A 15,515-nucleotide genomic window follows, 5' to 3' on the forward strand; every position below is an offset into this window, starting at 1 on the left:
AAGGAATTTGGGTTGTTCGTAAAAAGAATCAAATGGTTTCATATATTAATTGCAGTTGTATGTGTGGCAGGCCTTATCGGCTTTTTCCATAATTCATTAAAAAAAGAAACGGTCATGAATAAAGTGAAAACGGATTCTCAGTATGGGAATGTGGAGATCGCAACGCTTGTGAATGACGGGAAAACGTTCAATTACGCGGTCAACTATCCCGTTTTTAAAAATAAAAAAATGGATGCGGCATTAAAAAGTTTCGCAGAGAAAGAGGTTCGCCAATTTCAGAAGGAAACCAAAGACGCAGATCAAGAGCATACGACAAAGCGCAACGAATTAAATGTCGATTATAAAATTGTCCATTATGCCAAACAGACAGTAGCGATTGTATTTCATGAATATAAATATTTCGGCGGTGCAAATGGACAAAACGTGACAAAGACGTTTAACTATGATTTTAGTAAGCAAGCTTTTCTTTCAATTGATGATATTTTCAAAGAGGACGCTGACTATTTACATAAGCTTTCCCTAATCGCTTATCATGAGCTGAAAAAAGATAAAGCCATTGCTGCGGACGATGCGCTGTTAAAGGAAGGAACGGCACCGAAAAAAGATAATTTCAGCCGCTTTGCCATCAAGGAAGATTATATCGAATTTTATTTTGATACATATCAGGTCGCAGCAGGCAATCTTGGAGAGCAATCGATTGCCATTAAGAAAAGCCTTTTGAAAGATATCGTGAAAGAGCAATATATGGATAAAGCAAAAAACAAAAATAAAATCAAAGAACAAAAGCCGAAGCATGAAGTGATTTCATTGCCCAAAGAGGAAACAATTGACCCTAATCAAAAAGTCATTGCGCTGACTTTCGATGACGGCCCGAATCCTGCGACAACAAATCAGATTCTGGACTCCTTGAAGAAATATAAAGGGCATGCCACTTTTTTTGTTTTGGGGAGCAGGGTGCAATATTATCCGGAAACGCTTAAAAGAATGCTGAAAGAAGGAAATGAAGTGGGGAACCATTCGTGGAGCCATCCGCTTCTCACAAGGCTTTCGGTGAAAGAAGCGTTAAAACAGATCAATGACACGCAAGACATTATTGAAAAAATAAGCGGATACCGCCCGACGCTTGTAAGACCCCCATACGGCGGCATTAATGATGAGCTGCGGAGTCAATTGAAAATGGATGTCGCGTTATGGGATGTGGATCCGGAAGATTGGAAAGACCGTAACAAGAAAACAATCGTTGACCGTGTCATGAGTCAGGCGGGAGATGGAAGAACCATTTTGATTCACGACATTTACCGAACCTCTGCCGATGCGGCCGATGAAATTATAAAAAAGCTCACCGATGAAGGCTATCAATTGGTGACGGTGTCTCAGCTTGAAGAGGTTAAAAAACAAAGAGAAGCGAATTAATACGAAAAGGCTGCCGCGGATATTGCCCGTTTGGACAGCCTTTTTTCTTTTTAATAAGAGCCTGTGGTGGCCCAAACATTCAGGTTGGGTCCTGAATACTTGCCGAAAGCGTAAGAAGTCCTTGGATCTAAATCATATACCATCGGTGTATAACAAGATTTTTGTCCGGCCACGGCTTTTCCGTTGCCGCCTGCAGAATCACAGTTATATCTCTTTCCGTCTGTGTTCCGGGTGATTTCCGCATTTGCTTCAAAGCCTGTCGTCAATGTGTTATTCATCGTGATTTTTGCCCAAGCCGTTTTGCATGTACTGCTGAATTTAAGCTCGACCACTCCGATGACTTGATTGCTGGCATTCACTAAGTTTGAGGATTTTTTTGTGGAGCCGCTGGATGCGCAATCATTGTAATAAGGGCTTTTTCCATCGTAGGCATGGGTTTCCGCATTGGCGGGCGCGCCTTTGGCGGCAAAAACAAATAGTACCGCGAATAACACCAATGAAGCCTTCGTAAACAGTCTTTTCATGTTCTTTATGACCTCCTTTATATGGCAAACAATACATCATACGGAGGAACAAGCGAAACATGCATGCTTTTTTGTGAACAATAAAGGCAGCCGGGAGGATGGAGTTCTGGCCGCCTTTGGTTTAGAGATTAAGCTTTTACATCAATGGTTTGTCCGAGCGTCGGATGCTGAATCATCTTTAAGGTTTGATCTGCATTTTGCTGGGCGGTGTCCAGCATTTTTTTCGTTAAAGCGATATCAACATTTTGGGCAAGGGATGCTTGATGCATCGCAACTGATAAAGCGGGAATATCCATCGTTCCACCTCCTATGCCTTTCCTATCGGCGGCTTTGAATCATTTTACAGTGAAAAATGGCTTAATTTTCTCTGTTGACCCTCACGCTGCGGCATACCGTATATTTTTGGCAAGGGGGGAATCAGGATGAATCTTGTAATGGAAAAGACCTTTGAGCAATACGAAAAGCTGTTTTCAATGGAAGAACAGAAAAGAGAGGATGAATTTCGGTATACGATGATGAAGCCGTTTGAAAACATGTGGAACGCCATCCAAGTTCCGCTGAAAGCAAAGGAGCCAAACGGCTATGATGTGGTGATGGCTGTGAAAATGCTTGGTTATTTGGATGTCTTTGATGCTGAAACCGGGCTGAAAGCACTGCGAATATTAAAGAAATCACATGCTGCAGAGACGGCTGCATCTGCGCTTTGGCAGTGTATGCGTTTTGCTGAGCGCAAACAGCTGCGGGTAAATGCCGACGAGATCAAATTCGGCCTTTACATCGCTGATCCAAAAAAGCTTCAGCTGCAAAAAGGGTACTGCGGGTTTGGCGGGATACCCGGTTTTATTCATGTCTGGATTGATCCGAACCGTTATAACTTGTCGAGGCTTCCCTCTATTATTGCTCATGAGTTTCATCATAATCTGCGGTTTTCGTATGCTGACTTCCATTATGGCTCTGTGAGTGTCGGGGATTATCTTGTGATTGAAGGGTTGGCTGAGTCATTTGCCAAAGAGCTGTTCGGCGAGGAGCGATTGGGTCCTTGGGTAACACGTTTTGATCAAGAAGATTTGCAGTATTCCATTGAAGTTATCCGTGAGGTGCTGGATGTGAAAGGCTTCTCGGAAGTGAGCCGTTACATGTTTGGTGATCAAATTGCCAAAGAACAAGGCTTTGAGCCTGCAGGATTATCGGCTTTTGCGGGTTATGCGGTAGGATATCATGCCGTTCAGTCATTTATGGATAAACATCAGGTCACGATAAACGAAGCCACGCTCTTGGATGCGGAGACCATTCTTTCTCAGTGCGGGCTGTTTTCCAAATGAAAAAAAGCGTCACATATTGAGGCGCTTTTTGATTTTCAGAACGAGCAGTTCTATAGCGGCACAGGCGGCAATTCCAATTGTATACGCTTCGATATCGCTCCATAAAAATCCATACCCCAGTACAAGTCCGCCAAGAGAAGTGTCTCTGATCCGGTCGATCCATTCGGCGTGGTACAGCTGGCTTATTTCAATGAAATAACAGAAAAAAAGACTAATCAGGCAAGTCTTCATTGTTTTCATCTTCTGAAATAGAAACCCGCATCCCGTAAAGATCATGGCGGCCCACAGCGAGTCCCCCAGATACGTATTGACGGTATCCGGCAGAACACTGGAGAATGCTCTAGATCCCAGCCCCAGTCCTATGATCAGCATAGTGAACGCTGCATATATCCATCGATTTCGCTTCATTAGAAAATTGATACCCCGTCTCTGTTTTATCTCCCATGTATTGTAAGAAATATATCTTCTATTTGTCCAATAAAAAAGCGGCTGAACAGCCGCAAAAAGGTTTATTTTGCTTTAAGGTTTACATGGTCAGCGGACTGGTCCTTGCCAATGACAAAATGAAGTTCATATCGGCCTGTGTCATATACATAGTCGATTTCATCGGTGAACGGGACGGTTAACACTCGGTTTGCGGGGCCTATTTCATTCTGCAGCACTTCCGGGGTAACACCGCCTAAATTCAGTTGCCGTTCCACACCGGTTCCAAAGTAGCGGATTTCTGAGATTGTCATGTCTTGATGATAAGAAAATCCGTAGCCCGGCTGGCCCATATCCCAGTGGTATAAATCAAACCGATTGTCTCCTCCAACAGGCCTTTCCGGTTCTCCTAATCTAGCATGGACATCGCCTTTTGTGCTTTTGTTGATAGTAAGGCCATGCGCCTGATGAGGCATTTCCCCTCTGTAAGCGGTGTTGTAAAGATTTTTGACAAGATTTGCGGCTGATTGGTTTGTATGTTCAGAGAGTGTGTTTGTTTGAGCTGCGGCCTTTGCCGGTGCTGAAAAGGACGCAGCCCCAAAGCCGGTAAAGGAGCTTGTTACTGCCGCTGCCGCAGTTATAGCGGAAATTGTTTTTTTCATGTCGATCCCTCCCTTTTCATCTATCATTTCGTTACCCCATGTTTATGCAATAAAACATGTGAGTGGGCTTTGCATGTTTTATTGATCCCTTGTAAGGGAACAGAAATGGGTAATTCGGTATATACACGAGCAAGAAAGGGGAATGGAGATGGCTGAACAGAAAACAATCACAATAAACGGCGTTGAAATGGAAGCGTCCGAAGAACAGACGGTGCTGCAGCTTTTGAATAACAGTTCGATTGAAGTGCCGCAAGTTTGCTATCATCCAAGCTTAGGACCGATCGAAACATGCGATACGTGCATCGTCAGCATCAATGGCGAGCTGAAGAGATCGTGCTCAGCTGAATTAAAGGATGGGGATGTCATCGACACGCTCTCGCCTGATGTCAAAAAAGCGCAGATCATCGGGATGGACAAGATTTTATATAATCATGAGCTTTATTGCACAGTTTGCGATTACAACAACGGGGGATGCGAAATACATAATACGGTGAAGGAAATGAAAATCAATCACCAAAGCATCCCGTTTGACCAGAAGCCTTACCATAAGGATGAATCTCATCCATTTTACCGGTACGATCCAGATCAATGCATTTTGTGCGGCCGCTGTGTCGAAGCGTGCCAGGACGTTCAGGTTACTGAAACGCTGACTATTGACTGGGATCGGAAACGCCCGCGCGTCATTTGGGATAATGATGTGCCGATCAATGAATCGTCATGTGTGTCTTGCGGGCACTGTTCAACTGTCTGTCCGTGTAACGCGATGATGGAAAAAGGAATGGAAGGGGAAGCCGGATATTTAACAGGAATCAATAACGAAACGCTGCGTCCGATGATCGAAATCACAAAAGGCGTTGAGACAGGATACGGCTCGATTCTCGCTATTTCTGATATGGAATCCGCCATGCGTGATGAACGAATCAAGAAAACGAAAACCGTCTGCACGTATTGCGGAGTCGGCTGCAGCTTTGATGTCTGGACAAAGGGCAGAGACATACTGAAAGTCGAGCCGCAGGAGGAAGCGCCGGCCAACGGCATTTCCACCTGTGTGAAAGGAAAGTTCGGCTGGGATTTTGTAAATAGCGAGGAACGGCTGACAAAGCCGCTGATCCGCGAAGGCGATCGTTTCCGTGAAGCGGAATGGGAGGAAGCGTTATCTCTGATCGCCAGCAAGTTCACGGATGTAAAAGAAGAGTTTGGCCCGGATTCACTTGCCTTTATTACCTCTTCTAAATGTACAAACGAAGAATCCTATCTCATGCAAAAGCTGGCCAGAGGAATCATCGGCACAAATAATGTGGATAACTGTTCGCGCTATTGCCAATCTCCTGCGACTGCCGGCCTGTTTCGGACAGTCGGTTACGGCGGTGACTCAGGATCAATTACAGATATCGGGCAAGCGGATCTTGTTTTGATTATCGGTTCGAACACGTCAGAATCGCATCCGGTCTTGTCCACTCGCATTAAACGGGCTCATAAGCTGAGAGGACAGAAAGTCATCGTAGCCGATATCAGAAAACACGAAATGGCAGAGCGCTCCGATTTATTTGTTCAGCCGCGTGCCGGATCGGATATCGTCTGGCTGAACGCCATCGCCAAATATTTGATTGAAAATGGCAAAGCCGATGAGCGCTTTTTGCGTGAAAGAGTAAATGGACGGGATGAATATGTGAAAAGCCTGGCACCATACACCCTTGAATATGCTGAGGAGAAAACCGGGATTGATCAAGAAACCCTGATCCAAATGGCGGAGATGATTGGCCAAGCTGACAGTGTGTGCGCATTGTGGGCAATGGGCGTGACACAGCATATTGGCGGAAGCGACACGAGCACGGCAATCTCAAATTTGCTGCTTGTGACAGGAAACTATGGGAAGCCGGGTGCAGGCTCTTACCCATTGCGCGGCCATAATAACGTGCAGGGAGCAAGTGACTTCGGAAGCATGCCTGACAGACTGCCGGGCTATGAAAAAGTGACCGACGAACAAGTCCGCCAAAAATACGAGCGGGCGTGGGGTGTGCCGCTGCCGAAGGAGCCGGGCATGACCAACCATGAAATGATCGAAAAAATCCATTCCGGCCAGCTCAAAGCAATGTATGTAAAAGGTGAAGAAATGGGTCTGGTCGATTCGAATATCAATCATGTGCACGCCGCCTATGAAAAGCTTGATTTCTTTGTGGTGCAGGATATTTTCCTTTCACGTACAGCCGAGTTTGCTAATGTTGTTCTTCCTGCGAGCCCGAGCCTTGAAAAAGAAGGAACCTTTACAAACACAGAACGCCGAATTCAGCGGCTGTATCAGGTGTTTGAACCGCTGGGCGAATCAAAGCCCGACTGGCAGATTATTATGGAGGTAGCCAATAAGCTTGGCGCCGGCTGGCACTATGAGCACCCTGGAGACATTATGGAGGAGGCAGCCATGCTGTCGCCGATTTATGCCGGCGTCAACTATGAATGCCTTGAAGGCTACAATTCCTTGCAATGGCCTGTAAGCGCTGATGGAAAGGATTCGCCTTTACTCTTTACAGATCGCTTCCCTTTCCCGGACGGCAAGGCTATTCTCTACCCTGTTCAGTGGACAGAGCCTGAAGAGTTCGGTGAGGAATATGACATCCACGTCAACAATGGGCGGCTCTTAGAGCATTTCCACGAAGGGAATCTGACCTACAAATCAAAAGGGATCTCGAAGAAAACACCGGAAGTGTTCTTAGAAATATCTCCTGAACTAGCGGCAGAGCGGGGAATTCAGGACGGAACCCTTGTCAGACTCACATCGCCTTTCGGAAATGTCAAAGTGAAGTGCCTGATCACTGATCGTGTCAAAGGGAAGGAAGTGTATTTGCCAATGAACGATTCAGGAGAAGCGGCGATTAACCTGTTGACAGGCAGTCATGCCGATAAGGATACTGATACGCCTGCATACAAAGAAACATCGGCCAAAATGGAAATTTTGAAGCGTGAAGGAACCAATCCGCTCCCTAAGATCAATCACCGCAACGGCAATCCGCAGCCGCAAATCGGTGTGCAGATACAAAAGAAATGGGCGCGGAAGGATTATATTTTCCCTGGCGACGCAGTGAAAAGGGGGATTGGGCATAATGGCTAAAGCGATTAAACGAATTCAGAAAATCGAGGTAACGGAAGAGGATCAGCGAAAGCGTGATTTGCGAGAAATTGAAGATGCTCTAGTCGATCATAAAGAAGCGATTCTCGAAACCTTGCATATGCTGGGCCATATGAACGAGCGCGGTGTCCTGCCGTTGCTCCGCGGCCTTTTTGGGCAAGGTGATAAAGTTCTTGATATCCTGGTGAAAAAGGCAGATACAGAGGAAACGGCCAACACGCTTAAAAATCTGCTTCTTCTGTTTGGGACGCTCGGCATGCTGGACGTGAAACAGCTGGAGCCTCTTATTTTGAAAGTGAATGCAGGTGTGGCAAGCGCTGTGGAACAGAAAAACAGCGAAGAAAAGACAGGTTATTTTGATATTATCCGCTCGCTCAAAGACCCGGAAATCAACAAATCAATTACACTGCTCTTTTCCTTTTTAAAAGGAATGGGACAAGACACCAATGAGCTGGAACGCACGACGCAGCCTCCGGAGCACCAAAAACACCATCAGGAACCCCGAGAGAAAAGAGGAATGAATAAGCGAGATTGATCACCCGCCCGAGCTGGCAGCCGCCAGCTCGGGTTTTTTGATGAAAAGGTCTAATGAACTAGTAAAAAATGTTCAAATTCTAGTAAAAAGTAAGTTTATAACGAATGAGATAGAAATAATCGTTACTTTCTTACCTGTTAAGAAAAGGAAAAATCTGATTATAATAGAAATCGATTACTTTAGATGGAGGAACAGTCATGAAAAAAGTCTTATTGCTATTGTTTGTCTTGACGATCGGGTTTGCGCTTTCCGCGTGCAGCCAATCAAGCGATGCATCAGAGAAGGAAAAACCGAAAGAAAAAAAATCGCAAGAAGAGCTTGAAAAGGAACTTGATAAGGAACTGAAAAAAGGCGGTGAGCCGAAGATCAAAAAAGATGATCAAATACATAAAATAGGAGAAACGTTTAAAGCAGGACATACGAATTTTACAGTGAATAAAGTTGATAGAGTGCAAAAAGGTGAATATTCCGAATTTGGAGGAGCTGTAGACTCGAAGCCAAAAACAATAAAAGATAATGAGGAACGGCTCATTATAGAAGTTACGATAGAAAACATAGGGAAAGATTCAATGCAATACAATTTTCTCGGATTAGACTTAAAAGACAAGAAAAATCAATCAGTCCGGCCAGTTTTTTCAATAGAAGAGAAGGGCAGGATTCTTATGGCAGGAACACTGACATCAGGGAAAAAGGTTACAGGTGTACTCAGTTATGTCATCCCTAAAGGAGAACAGAAACATTACACACTGGTATATAATCCGTTTTTAGCTGATACAAATAGCAGTAATACTGAAGAGAGAGTAAAGGACAATATTGATTACTTGGTGAAATTAGATTAGTACTTGATTTGCAGTTAGCACGTTTTCATAAGTGAAACGTGCATTTTTTATAGTTTAAAATTAACGTGAAAGGATGAGTGACAAAGTGCAAACCAAATGGCTGGAACGGGCGCAGCGGATTCAGGCAGTTGCGCAGGCGGGGCTCGCTTTTTCCAAGGATGTGTATGATAGGGAAAGGTACGAGGAGCTGATGAGGCTGAGCCAAGAGATGATGGCGGATTACTCGCAGACAGACATTGAACTTATCACTGATTTATGGAATGGGGAGAGCGGCTATCCGACACCGAAAGCGGATGTTCGCGGCGCGGTATTTCGAGAGAATCAGATTTTGCTTGTTCGGGAGAAGCATGATGAGCTGTGGTCGCTCCCGGGCGGATTTTGCGAGATTGGTTTATCACCGGCTGAAAATGCGGTCAAGGAAATCAAAGAAGAGTCGGGGTACGATACAGAACCGTCTCGATTGCTGGCCGTGCTGGACAGCCAAAAGCACCCTCATCCGCCTCAGCCTTACCATTACTATAAGATCTTCATTGAATGCAGCATAACAGGCGATCAGGGGGAAATAGGAATTGAGACGAATCACGCCGCTTTTTTTTCGGAAGACAGGCTCCCGCCGCTTTCTCCAAAACGAAACACACCATCCCAGCTCAGCATGCTGTTTGACTTTCGGCGCCATCCGGACAAGAAAACGATATTTGACTAAACAAAGAAAGAGCCGAGAAGGCTCTTTCTTTTTTAAAGTGCGATATGTTTTTCACTGGCGAGTTTCATAAGGGTCAAAATAGAATCGGCCTGTTTATGGCCGAGTTTTTGCTTTAATTGGTTTTCTTCAACTAATTTGCTGCCGTAAATCTCGACAGAGGCTTTGTCGACGACAGTATGCCAGTTTTCCTGATGTTTTCCTTCAACAAGCGGTTTTTCATGTCTCTCCGAAAAAGAGAACACAAATAATACAAATGCAAGTGAAAGCAGGATGCCGACAACTTGTTTTTTGAAATCAGTCTGTGCTGTCATGTTGTTCTCTCCTTCACCTTTTACCTTCTATTTAAACATAGAATCAGCTTGCTTTATATAATGGAAAAGTCATTTTTGGGGTTAGTGCTATTGGTTGAAAATAGGGGTGCTTTCGGTTGGAGTGTGTGCAATTGAATGCATATTGAATGTACATGCTTATGCCTAAGGTCACGTTGTGAGCCAAAGCGGCAGTGCAGAATAGAAAAAAATTGAAAGATTATGGTAAGATGAACGAAATTCGAGGGGGAATATATGATGCCTGCATCGGACATCATGATCGCCTGCCTGCTGTTATCAATCTGTCTATATTTGATTGTCCCTCTCTTTTTCGAAAGCGGGAGGTGAGAAGAACGTCAATTGCTGAATTCTTTCAAGGGGAGTGACAATGCATGAATGTGTTAAACCGCCGGCAAGCCTTGCAGCGAGCGCTGCTCAATGGAAAAAACAAACAGGACGCTTATCATCCGTTTCCGTGGTACGAATCGATGAGAAAGGAAGCCCCTGTTTCCTTTGATGAAGAAAATCAAGTATGGAGCGTTTTTCTTTATGATGATGTCAAAAAAGTCATTGGGGATAAAGAGCTGTTTTCCAGTTATATGCCGCAGCAGTCCAGCTCTATTGGAAATTCCATCATTAACATGGACCCGCCGAGGCATACGCAAATCCGTTCTGTCGTGAATAAAGCGTTCACGCCGCGTGTGATGAAGCAGTGGGAGCCGAGAATTCAGGAAATCACAGATGAACTGATTCGAAAATTTCAGGGGCAGAGCGAGTTTGATCTTGTTCACGATTTTTCATACCCGCTTCCGGTGATCGTGATATCTGAGCTGCTGGGAGTGCCTTCGGAGCATATGGATCAGTTTAAAGAATGGTCTGATCTTCTGGTCAGCACACCGAAGGATAAAAGTGAAGAGGCTGAAAAAGCCTTTTTGGAAGAACGAAACAAGTGCGAGGAAGAACTGGCCGCGTTTTTTGCCGGCATCATAGAAGAAAAGCGGAACAAACCGGGACAGGACATCATTTCCATTTTAGTGGAAGCGGAAGAAACAGGCGAGAAGCTGACCGGAGAAGAGCTGATTCCGTTTTGCACGCTGCTCTTGGTGGCCGGGAATGAAACCACCACAAACCTGATTTCAAACGCGATGTACAGCATATTAGAAACGCCGGATATATACGATGACCTGCGCAGCCATCCTGAACTGATGCCTCAGGCAGTCGAGGAGGCCCTGCGTTTCAGGGCGCCTGCACCGGTTTTAAGGCGTATTGCCAAACGAGATACAGAGATCGGGGGGCGTCTCATTAAAAAAGACGATATGGTTCTGGCTTTTGTGGCATCGGCAAATCGCGATGAAGCGAAGTTTGACAGGCCGCACATGTTTGATATCCGCCGCCATCCCAATCCGCATATCGCGTTTGGACACGGCGTCCATTTTTGTCTTGGAGCGCCGCTTGCCCGTCTTGAAGCAAATATCGCGTTAACGTCTTTGATTTCTGCTTTTTCTCATATGGAATGCGTCAGTATTACACCGATTGAAAACAGCGTGATATACGGATTAAAGAGCTTCCGTGTGAAAATGTAATAGATAAGGAGAATGGAGATTCATGAAAAAACACCATATTTCGATGATCAATATCCCGGCGTACGGGCATGTCAATCCTACGCTTGCATTAGTGGAGAAGCTGTGTGAGAAAGGGCATCGTGTTACGTATGCGACGACTGAGGAGTTTGCGCCCGCTGTTCAGAAAGCAGGTGGAGAAGCATTGATCTATCATACTTCCTTGAATATTGATCCTAAGCAAATCAGGGAGAGGATTGAAAAGAATGAAACGACGCTCAACCTTTTGAAAGAATCACTTAGCATTCTTCCGCAGCTTGAGGAGTTATATCAGGATGATCAGCCAGATATGGTCATCTATGATTTTATCGCGCTGGCGGGAAAATTGTTTGCAGACAAGCTTAATGTACCAGTTGTCAAGCTTTGTTCATCATATGCCCAAAATGAATCCTTTCAGTTCGGAAGTGAAGAGATGCTGAAAAAAATAAGAGAAGCAGAGGCTGAATTTAAAGCTTATTTGGAGCAAGAGCAATTGCCGGCTGTTTCTTTTGAGCAATTAGCTGTGCCGGAAGCATTAAATATCGTCTTTATGCCGAAGTCTTTTCAGATTCAGAACGAGACGTTTGATGACCGTTTCTGTTTTGTCGGCCCATCTCTTGGAAAACGGACGGCACAGGAAAGCTTGTCGATTGAAAAGGATGATCGCCCGGTTATGCTGATTTCATTGGGAACGGCGTTTAACGCATGGCCGGAATTTTACAAGATGTGCATTGACGCATTTAGGGAGTCTTCATGGCAAGTGATCATGTCGGTCGGGAAAACGATAGATCCTGAGAGCCTGGGAGATATCCCTGATCACTTTACCATTCGCCAAAGCGTGCCGCAGCTTGAGGTATTGGAGAAAGCCGATTTGTTTATTTCTCATGGCGGGATGAACAGTACGATGGAGGCGATGAATGCAGGTGTGCCCCTTGTCGTTATTCCGCAAATGTATGAGCAGGAGCTCACCGCAAAGCGTGTCGATGATTTAGGGCTCGGCGTTTATTTGCCGACAGAAGAAGTGACGGTTTCCAGGCTGCAGGAAGCGGTACAGGCTGTATCCGGCGATCGAGAGGTGCTCAGCCGCGTCAAGAATATGCAAAAGGATGTAAAAGAAGCAGGCGGAGCGGAGCGTGCGGCTGCTGCGATTGAAGCGTTTATGAAAAAATCCGCTGTGCCGCAGTAAATCACAAAACCGAAATCAAAAATTCGATTTCGGTTTTTTTTTGTTTAAATATTTTTTTTCATCCCGCATCTCCGGCATTCTCTAAGAAATTTTCCGCCTTTTACAGAGCTTTTGAACAGTGTGTAATCACAATTGTCACAGCGTCCGCTGCGATCGTCCGGATATTCGTTGAATTCGTAAACGATCGATGTATCGTAGCCTTTTGTTTCATATTCTTCTTTTTTTGTTTCCATGATCGATCCTCCGTTAGCAAACGTGTCTGCTGTTTATATTACAGCAAGCTTCAGGCGTATTCAAATGGATTTTAGAGGCTTGGGTTTATCTTGATTTCTCCCTTGGTTTGCGCCACAATAGCTTTATTAAGCTTGTATACATAAAAAGCCTATGCAAAGAGGAGAGGAAACGGGTATGGGAAAAGGGTTACATGGAAAGCGCGTGGCGATCGGGGGCTCCCGAAAAACCGAAGAGATCAGCACGATTATTGAAAAACAGGGCGGAACTCCTGTCATCCGGCCTCTCCAAGGAACGGTTTACTTAGCGGAGAAGCAGGTAGAGCCGGACTTGCGAACGTTTGTCGAGGAAAAAGCGGACTGGGTCATTTTCACGACAGGCATCGGCACGGAGACTCTTGTCGATACGGCAGAGAAAATCGGTCTGAAAGACGAGTTTTTGCAGGCGATTCGCCAGGCGAAAGCGGCATGCCGGGGATACAAAACGCTGGCTGCGCTGAAAAAGCTTGGGATCACACCCGAAGCTTCAGATGAAGACGGGACAACAAGAGGCTTAATCCGTTCCTTGGAACCTCACGACTTTTCAGGAAAAACAGTCATGGTGCAGCTTCATGGAGAAAAAGCGCCGGCTCTCATCGCATTTCTTGAAGAAAAGGGCGCGTCTGTCCTGCCGATTCTGCCTTATCAGCACATCCCGCCAGAGAAGGGAACGGTGGAGCGGTTATGCCGGGAGCTGATGAACGGCGAGATCGACGCTGTTTGTTTTACAACGGCAATTCAGGTTCGTTCCCTGTTTGATTTTGCCAAGGAGCGCGGCTATATCAATGAAATAAAGGCTGTATTCGAAGAGCGCGCTATCGCTGCGGCTGTCGGAAAAGTGACTGCTGAAGCACTGCGGGAAGAAGGCATCACGAGACTGCTTGCGCCCGAGATCGAGCGGATGGGCGCGATGATTGTTGAGCTGTCCAAGTATTATGAAGAAAAGGAATAACCAGACCAAAAAGCCGCTTTCCAAGGGAAAAGCGGCTTTTGTCTGTCACTGATTCACTTTCAGCTGCTGATGCGCGGTGAATAATGACGGGTATGTCAGCACGCTTAAGATCACACATGTTAGCGCGGCGGAGGCCATCGTTGTAAACACGATTAAGAGCTGAAAGCGAACCGCCTGAATCGGGTCCGCGCCGGCTAGAATCTGGCCTGTCATCATGCCTGGAAGCTGAACAAGCCCCAGTGTTTTCTGGCTTTCCAGCGTCGGGATCATACTCATTTTCATCGCGGAAGTAAGAATACGCTGTATGGATTGCTTCGGTGTGCCGCCTAGAGACAATATTAATTGAATTTCTTCTTTGCGCACTCCGACTTCTGAGCTGAGCCGGTTTAAAAACAGGCTCGAGAGCACCATGGAATTTCCGATGACCATGCCGCTGATCGGAATGACATATCGGGCCGTAAGCGGAATGATGTGAAGAGACAGCAGAATTCCCTGCGTTACAATTTCTACAATCGCTAACGCGGCGAACACCCTCCAAAACGAACCGATTGTATTTTTCTTTCGTTTAATGACATTTTGCGCCGCCACCGCCAGCATTAACAGCACCATCAGCAGAATAAAAACAGGATGGTCTCCTCGAAAAATCAGCGACAGTACATAACCAATGACAAGCAGCTGTACCGCGGCCCGGATCGTGGCAATGATCATGTCTTTTTCTACGCCTGCTTTAAAGGATTTTGATAAAAACAAGGCGATCAAAACAAAGATCATTGTTAAAGAGAGAGAAAGGTAATCCATTATCGGGTCCCTCCCTTCAAAAACTCTTTGGCTGCTTCATGCTGCGGATCGGAGAAAAATGCTTCAGTTTCAGCAATTTCCAGCAGCCGGCCATCTGCCATAAACCAAACGGTATCGGCTACTCGTTTTGCCTGCTCCATATTATGAGTCACCCACATGACCGTCCATTTTTTCTCCTGATGCTGATGTTTAATCAGCTCTTCAATCTCAAGAGCTGAAACCGGGTCCAAGGCCGACGTGATTTCGTCCAGCAGCAAAATAGAGGAAGGATTTGCGAGTGTTCTGGCCAGTGACAGCCTTTGCCGCTGTCCGCCAGATAAGTCTTTGGCGTTTCTGTCTAACAGCTCTTTCGGCAGCCCTGCAAGAGAAGCGAGCTCTTCAGGAGGGTACAGCTGGGATTGATGCAGCCTTTGTACAAGACTTAAATTGTCACGCACTGTCCCGTCGAGGACGGGGGCCGATTGAAACGCAAGGGCAGCCGTTCGCCTCAGTTCATTGATATTCCATTCTCGGACTTCCTTTCCATATATTTCAACTTCGCCGCTGTCAGGCGTTCTCATTAAATTGCACATGGACAGAAGGGTGCTTTTTCCTGAACCGGAAGGACCTAAAACGGCCACGATTGCGCCTCGGCGAATGTCTCCGCTGACATCCTGCAGTACATCATAGGTTTGTCCGTCTTGTTTATAGCTTTTTCTGACTGATCTGAAGGAGATGGCTGGTATGTTTTGTGTTTGATCGTTTGCTTCCATTACAATAATCACCTTTCAGTAAAGTAGGCTTACACTATATTTAACTATAACGTGTAACAAATGCTTTTTGGTAGCAAAAATAAAGGAGAACAGGCTTTCACCCATTC

The 15,515-nt window shown here is 45.6% G+C and carries 17 protein-coding genes; 9 read left to right on the forward strand and 8 right to left on the reverse strand.

What is annotated here, in order from left to right; all coding sequences use genetic code 11:
* The first annotated feature begins 12 nt into the window (after positions 1-12).
* Positions 13-1,413, forward strand: a complete 1,401-nt coding sequence (gene pdaC / locus EFK13_RS06775; RefSeq protein WP_129506029.1) for a peptidoglycan-N-acetylmuramic acid deacetylase PdaC — start codon at positions 13-15, stop codon at positions 1,411-1,413.
* Positions 1,414-1,463: 50 nt separating this feature from the next.
* Here the strand turns inward: pdaC and EFK13_RS06780 are convergent, their stop codons facing one another.
* Complete coding sequence (locus EFK13_RS06780; protein WP_129506028.1) at positions 1,464-1,937, reverse strand: YjfA family protein; 474 nt, start codon at positions 1,935-1,937, stop codon at positions 1,464-1,466.
* A gap of 128 nt (positions 1,938-2,065) precedes the next feature.
* Positions 2,066-2,233 carry a YjfB family protein gene (locus EFK13_RS06785; RefSeq protein WP_064813327.1) on the reverse strand — a complete coding sequence of 56 codons (168 nt, stop codon included), beginning with the start codon at positions 2,231-2,233 and terminating at the stop codon, positions 2,066-2,068.
* 126 nt (positions 2,234-2,359) lie between these two features.
* Between EFK13_RS06785 and EFK13_RS06790 the strand changes: the two genes are divergently transcribed.
* Positions 2,360-3,259 carry a DUF2268 domain-containing putative Zn-dependent protease gene (locus tag EFK13_RS06790; protein ID WP_129506027.1) on the forward strand — a complete coding sequence of 300 codons (900 nt, stop codon included), beginning with the start codon at positions 2,360-2,362 and terminating at the stop codon, positions 3,257-3,259.
* Between the two features lie 9 nt (positions 3,260-3,268).
* On the opposite strand, the gene EFK13_RS06795 is transcribed toward EFK13_RS06790, so the two are convergent.
* Positions 3,269-3,667, reverse strand: a complete 399-nt coding sequence (locus EFK13_RS06795) for a ribosomal maturation YjgA family protein (RefSeq protein ID WP_129506026.1) — start codon at positions 3,665-3,667, stop codon at positions 3,269-3,271.
* A gap of 101 nt (positions 3,668-3,768) precedes the next feature.
* Entirely contained in the window at positions 3,769-4,344 is a 576-nt protein-coding gene (locus EFK13_RS06800) for a YjgB family protein (RefSeq protein WP_129506025.1), read from the reverse strand.
* Between the two features lie 148 nt (positions 4,345-4,492).
* Here EFK13_RS06800 and fdhF point away from each other — a divergent pair, with 148 nt between their 5' ends.
* From fdhF to EFK13_RS06820, 4 genes are all read left to right on the forward strand, one after another.
* The gene (fdhF, locus tag EFK13_RS06805; RefSeq protein WP_129506024.1) at positions 4,493-7,450 is read left to right on the forward strand and encodes a formate dehydrogenase subunit alpha; all 2,958 of its coding nucleotides are present in this window, start codon (positions 4,493-4,495) and stop codon (positions 7,448-7,450) included.
* A complete protein-coding gene (locus EFK13_RS06810; protein ID WP_129506023.1) occupies positions 7,443-8,003 on the forward strand; it encodes a helical membrane plugin domain-containing protein in 561 nt (186 codons plus the stop codon). Before fdhF ends, EFK13_RS06810 begins: the two co-directional genes overlap by 8 nt.
* A gap of 197 nt (positions 8,004-8,200) precedes the next feature.
* Positions 8,201-8,842: a DUF4352 domain-containing protein gene (locus EFK13_RS06815; protein WP_129506022.1), complete on the forward strand. Its 642-nt coding sequence runs from the start codon at positions 8,201-8,203 to the stop codon at positions 8,840-8,842.
* A gap of 73 nt (positions 8,843-8,915) precedes the next feature.
* The gene (locus EFK13_RS06820; protein ID WP_129506021.1) at positions 8,916-9,545 is read left to right on the forward strand and encodes an NUDIX hydrolase; all 630 of its coding nucleotides are present in this window, start codon (positions 8,916-8,918) and stop codon (positions 9,543-9,545) included.
* A gap of 32 nt (positions 9,546-9,577) precedes the next feature.
* On the opposite strand, the gene EFK13_RS06825 is transcribed toward EFK13_RS06820, so the two are convergent.
* Positions 9,578-9,856: a hypothetical protein gene (locus EFK13_RS06825; RefSeq protein ID WP_129506020.1), complete on the reverse strand. Its 279-nt coding sequence runs from the start codon at positions 9,854-9,856 to the stop codon at positions 9,578-9,580.
* A gap of 389 nt (positions 9,857-10,245) precedes the next feature.
* Between EFK13_RS06825 and yjiB the strand changes: the two genes are divergently transcribed.
* Together yjiB and EFK13_RS06835 are read left to right on the forward strand one after the other, a co-directional pair.
* Positions 10,246-11,436: a monooxygenase YjiB gene (gene yjiB / locus EFK13_RS06830; RefSeq protein WP_129506019.1), complete on the forward strand. Its 1,191-nt coding sequence runs from the start codon at positions 10,246-10,248 to the stop codon at positions 11,434-11,436.
* A 22-nt stretch (positions 11,437-11,458) separates the two neighbouring features.
* On the forward strand, positions 11,459-12,637 hold the full coding sequence (locus EFK13_RS06835; protein ID WP_129506018.1) for a macrolide family glycosyltransferase: 1,179 nt from the start codon (positions 11,459-11,461) through the stop codon (positions 12,635-12,637).
* A 44-nt stretch (positions 12,638-12,681) separates the two neighbouring features.
* Here the strand turns inward: EFK13_RS06835 and EFK13_RS06840 are convergent, their stop codons facing one another.
* Positions 12,682-12,870, reverse strand: a complete 189-nt coding sequence (locus EFK13_RS06840; RefSeq protein WP_129506017.1) for a DUF8096 family protein — start codon at positions 12,868-12,870, stop codon at positions 12,682-12,684.
* A 175-nt stretch (positions 12,871-13,045) separates the two neighbouring features.
* Here EFK13_RS06840 and EFK13_RS06845 point away from each other — a divergent pair, with 175 nt between their 5' ends.
* On the forward strand, positions 13,046-13,858 hold the full coding sequence (locus tag EFK13_RS06845; RefSeq protein WP_129506016.1) for a uroporphyrinogen-III synthase: 813 nt from the start codon (positions 13,046-13,048) through the stop codon (positions 13,856-13,858).
* A 45-nt stretch (positions 13,859-13,903) separates the two neighbouring features.
* Here the strand turns inward: EFK13_RS06845 and EFK13_RS06850 are convergent, their stop codons facing one another.
* Complete coding sequence (locus EFK13_RS06850; protein ID WP_129506015.1) at positions 13,904-14,656, reverse strand: ABC transporter permease; 753 nt, start codon at positions 14,654-14,656, stop codon at positions 13,904-13,906.
* Positions 14,656-15,408: an ABC transporter ATP-binding protein gene (locus EFK13_RS06855; RefSeq protein WP_129506014.1), complete on the reverse strand. Its 753-nt coding sequence runs from the start codon at positions 15,406-15,408 to the stop codon at positions 14,656-14,658. Before EFK13_RS06855 ends, EFK13_RS06850 begins: the two co-directional genes overlap by 1 nt.
* Positions 15,409-15,515 lie beyond the last annotated feature (107 nt).

This window comes from Bacillus cabrialesii, from assembly GCF_004124315.2.
GTDB lineage: Bacteria > Bacillota > Bacilli > Bacillales > Bacillaceae > Bacillus > Bacillus cabrialesii.

What these genes read in the sequence shown, in the direction of transcription:
- EFK13_RS06790 (WP_129506027.1), top strand. Translation starts at nt 2,360, where the DNA reads ATGAATCTTGTAATGGAAAAGACCTTTGAGCAATACGAAAAGCTGTTT.
- EFK13_RS06825 (WP_129506020.1), bottom strand. Translation starts at nt 9,856, where the DNA reads ATGACAGCACAGACTGATTTCAAAAAACAAGTTGTCGGCATCCTGCTT.
- EFK13_RS06780 (WP_129506028.1), bottom strand. Translation starts at nt 1,937, where the DNA reads ATGAAAAGACTGTTTACGAAGGCTTCATTGGTGTTATTCGCGGTACTA.
- EFK13_RS06840 (WP_129506017.1), bottom strand. Translation starts at nt 12,870, where the DNA reads ATGGAAACAAAAAAAGAAGAATATGAAACAAAAGGCTACGATACATCG.
- EFK13_RS06810 (WP_129506023.1), top strand. Translation starts at nt 7,443, where the DNA reads ATGGCTAAAGCGATTAAACGAATTCAGAAAATCGAGGTAACGGAAGAG.
- EFK13_RS06845 (WP_129506016.1), top strand. Translation starts at nt 13,046, where the DNA reads ATGGGAAAAGGGTTACATGGAAAGCGCGTGGCGATCGGGGGCTCCCGA.
- EFK13_RS06815 (WP_129506022.1), top strand. Translation starts at nt 8,201, where the DNA reads ATGAAAAAAGTCTTATTGCTATTGTTTGTCTTGACGATCGGGTTTGCG.
- EFK13_RS06850 (WP_129506015.1), bottom strand. Translation starts at nt 14,656, where the DNA reads ATGGATTACCTTTCTCTCTCTTTAACAATGATCTTTGTTTTGATCGCC.
- fdhF (WP_129506024.1), top strand. Translation starts at nt 4,493, where the DNA reads ATGGCTGAACAGAAAACAATCACAATAAACGGCGTTGAAATGGAAGCG.
- EFK13_RS06785 (WP_064813327.1), bottom strand. Translation starts at nt 2,233, where the DNA reads ATGGATATTCCCGCTTTATCAGTTGCGATGCATCAAGCATCCCTTGCC.
- yjiB (WP_129506019.1), top strand. Translation starts at nt 10,246, where the DNA reads ATGAATGTGTTAAACCGCCGGCAAGCCTTGCAGCGAGCGCTGCTCAAT.
- EFK13_RS06800 (WP_129506025.1), bottom strand. Translation starts at nt 4,344, where the DNA reads ATGAAAAAAACAATTTCCGCTATAACTGCGGCAGCGGCAGTAACAAGC.
- EFK13_RS06855 (WP_129506014.1), bottom strand. Translation starts at nt 15,408, where the DNA reads ATGGAAGCAAACGATCAAACACAAAACATACCAGCCATCTCCTTCAGA.
- EFK13_RS06835 (WP_129506018.1), top strand. Translation starts at nt 11,459, where the DNA reads ATGAAAAAACACCATATTTCGATGATCAATATCCCGGCGTACGGGCAT.
- EFK13_RS06820 (WP_129506021.1), top strand. Translation starts at nt 8,916, where the DNA reads ATGAGTGACAAAGTGCAAACCAAATGGCTGGAACGGGCGCAGCGGATT.
- EFK13_RS06795 (WP_129506026.1), bottom strand. Translation starts at nt 3,667, where the DNA reads ATGAAGCGAAATCGATGGATATATGCAGCGTTCACTATGCTGATCATA.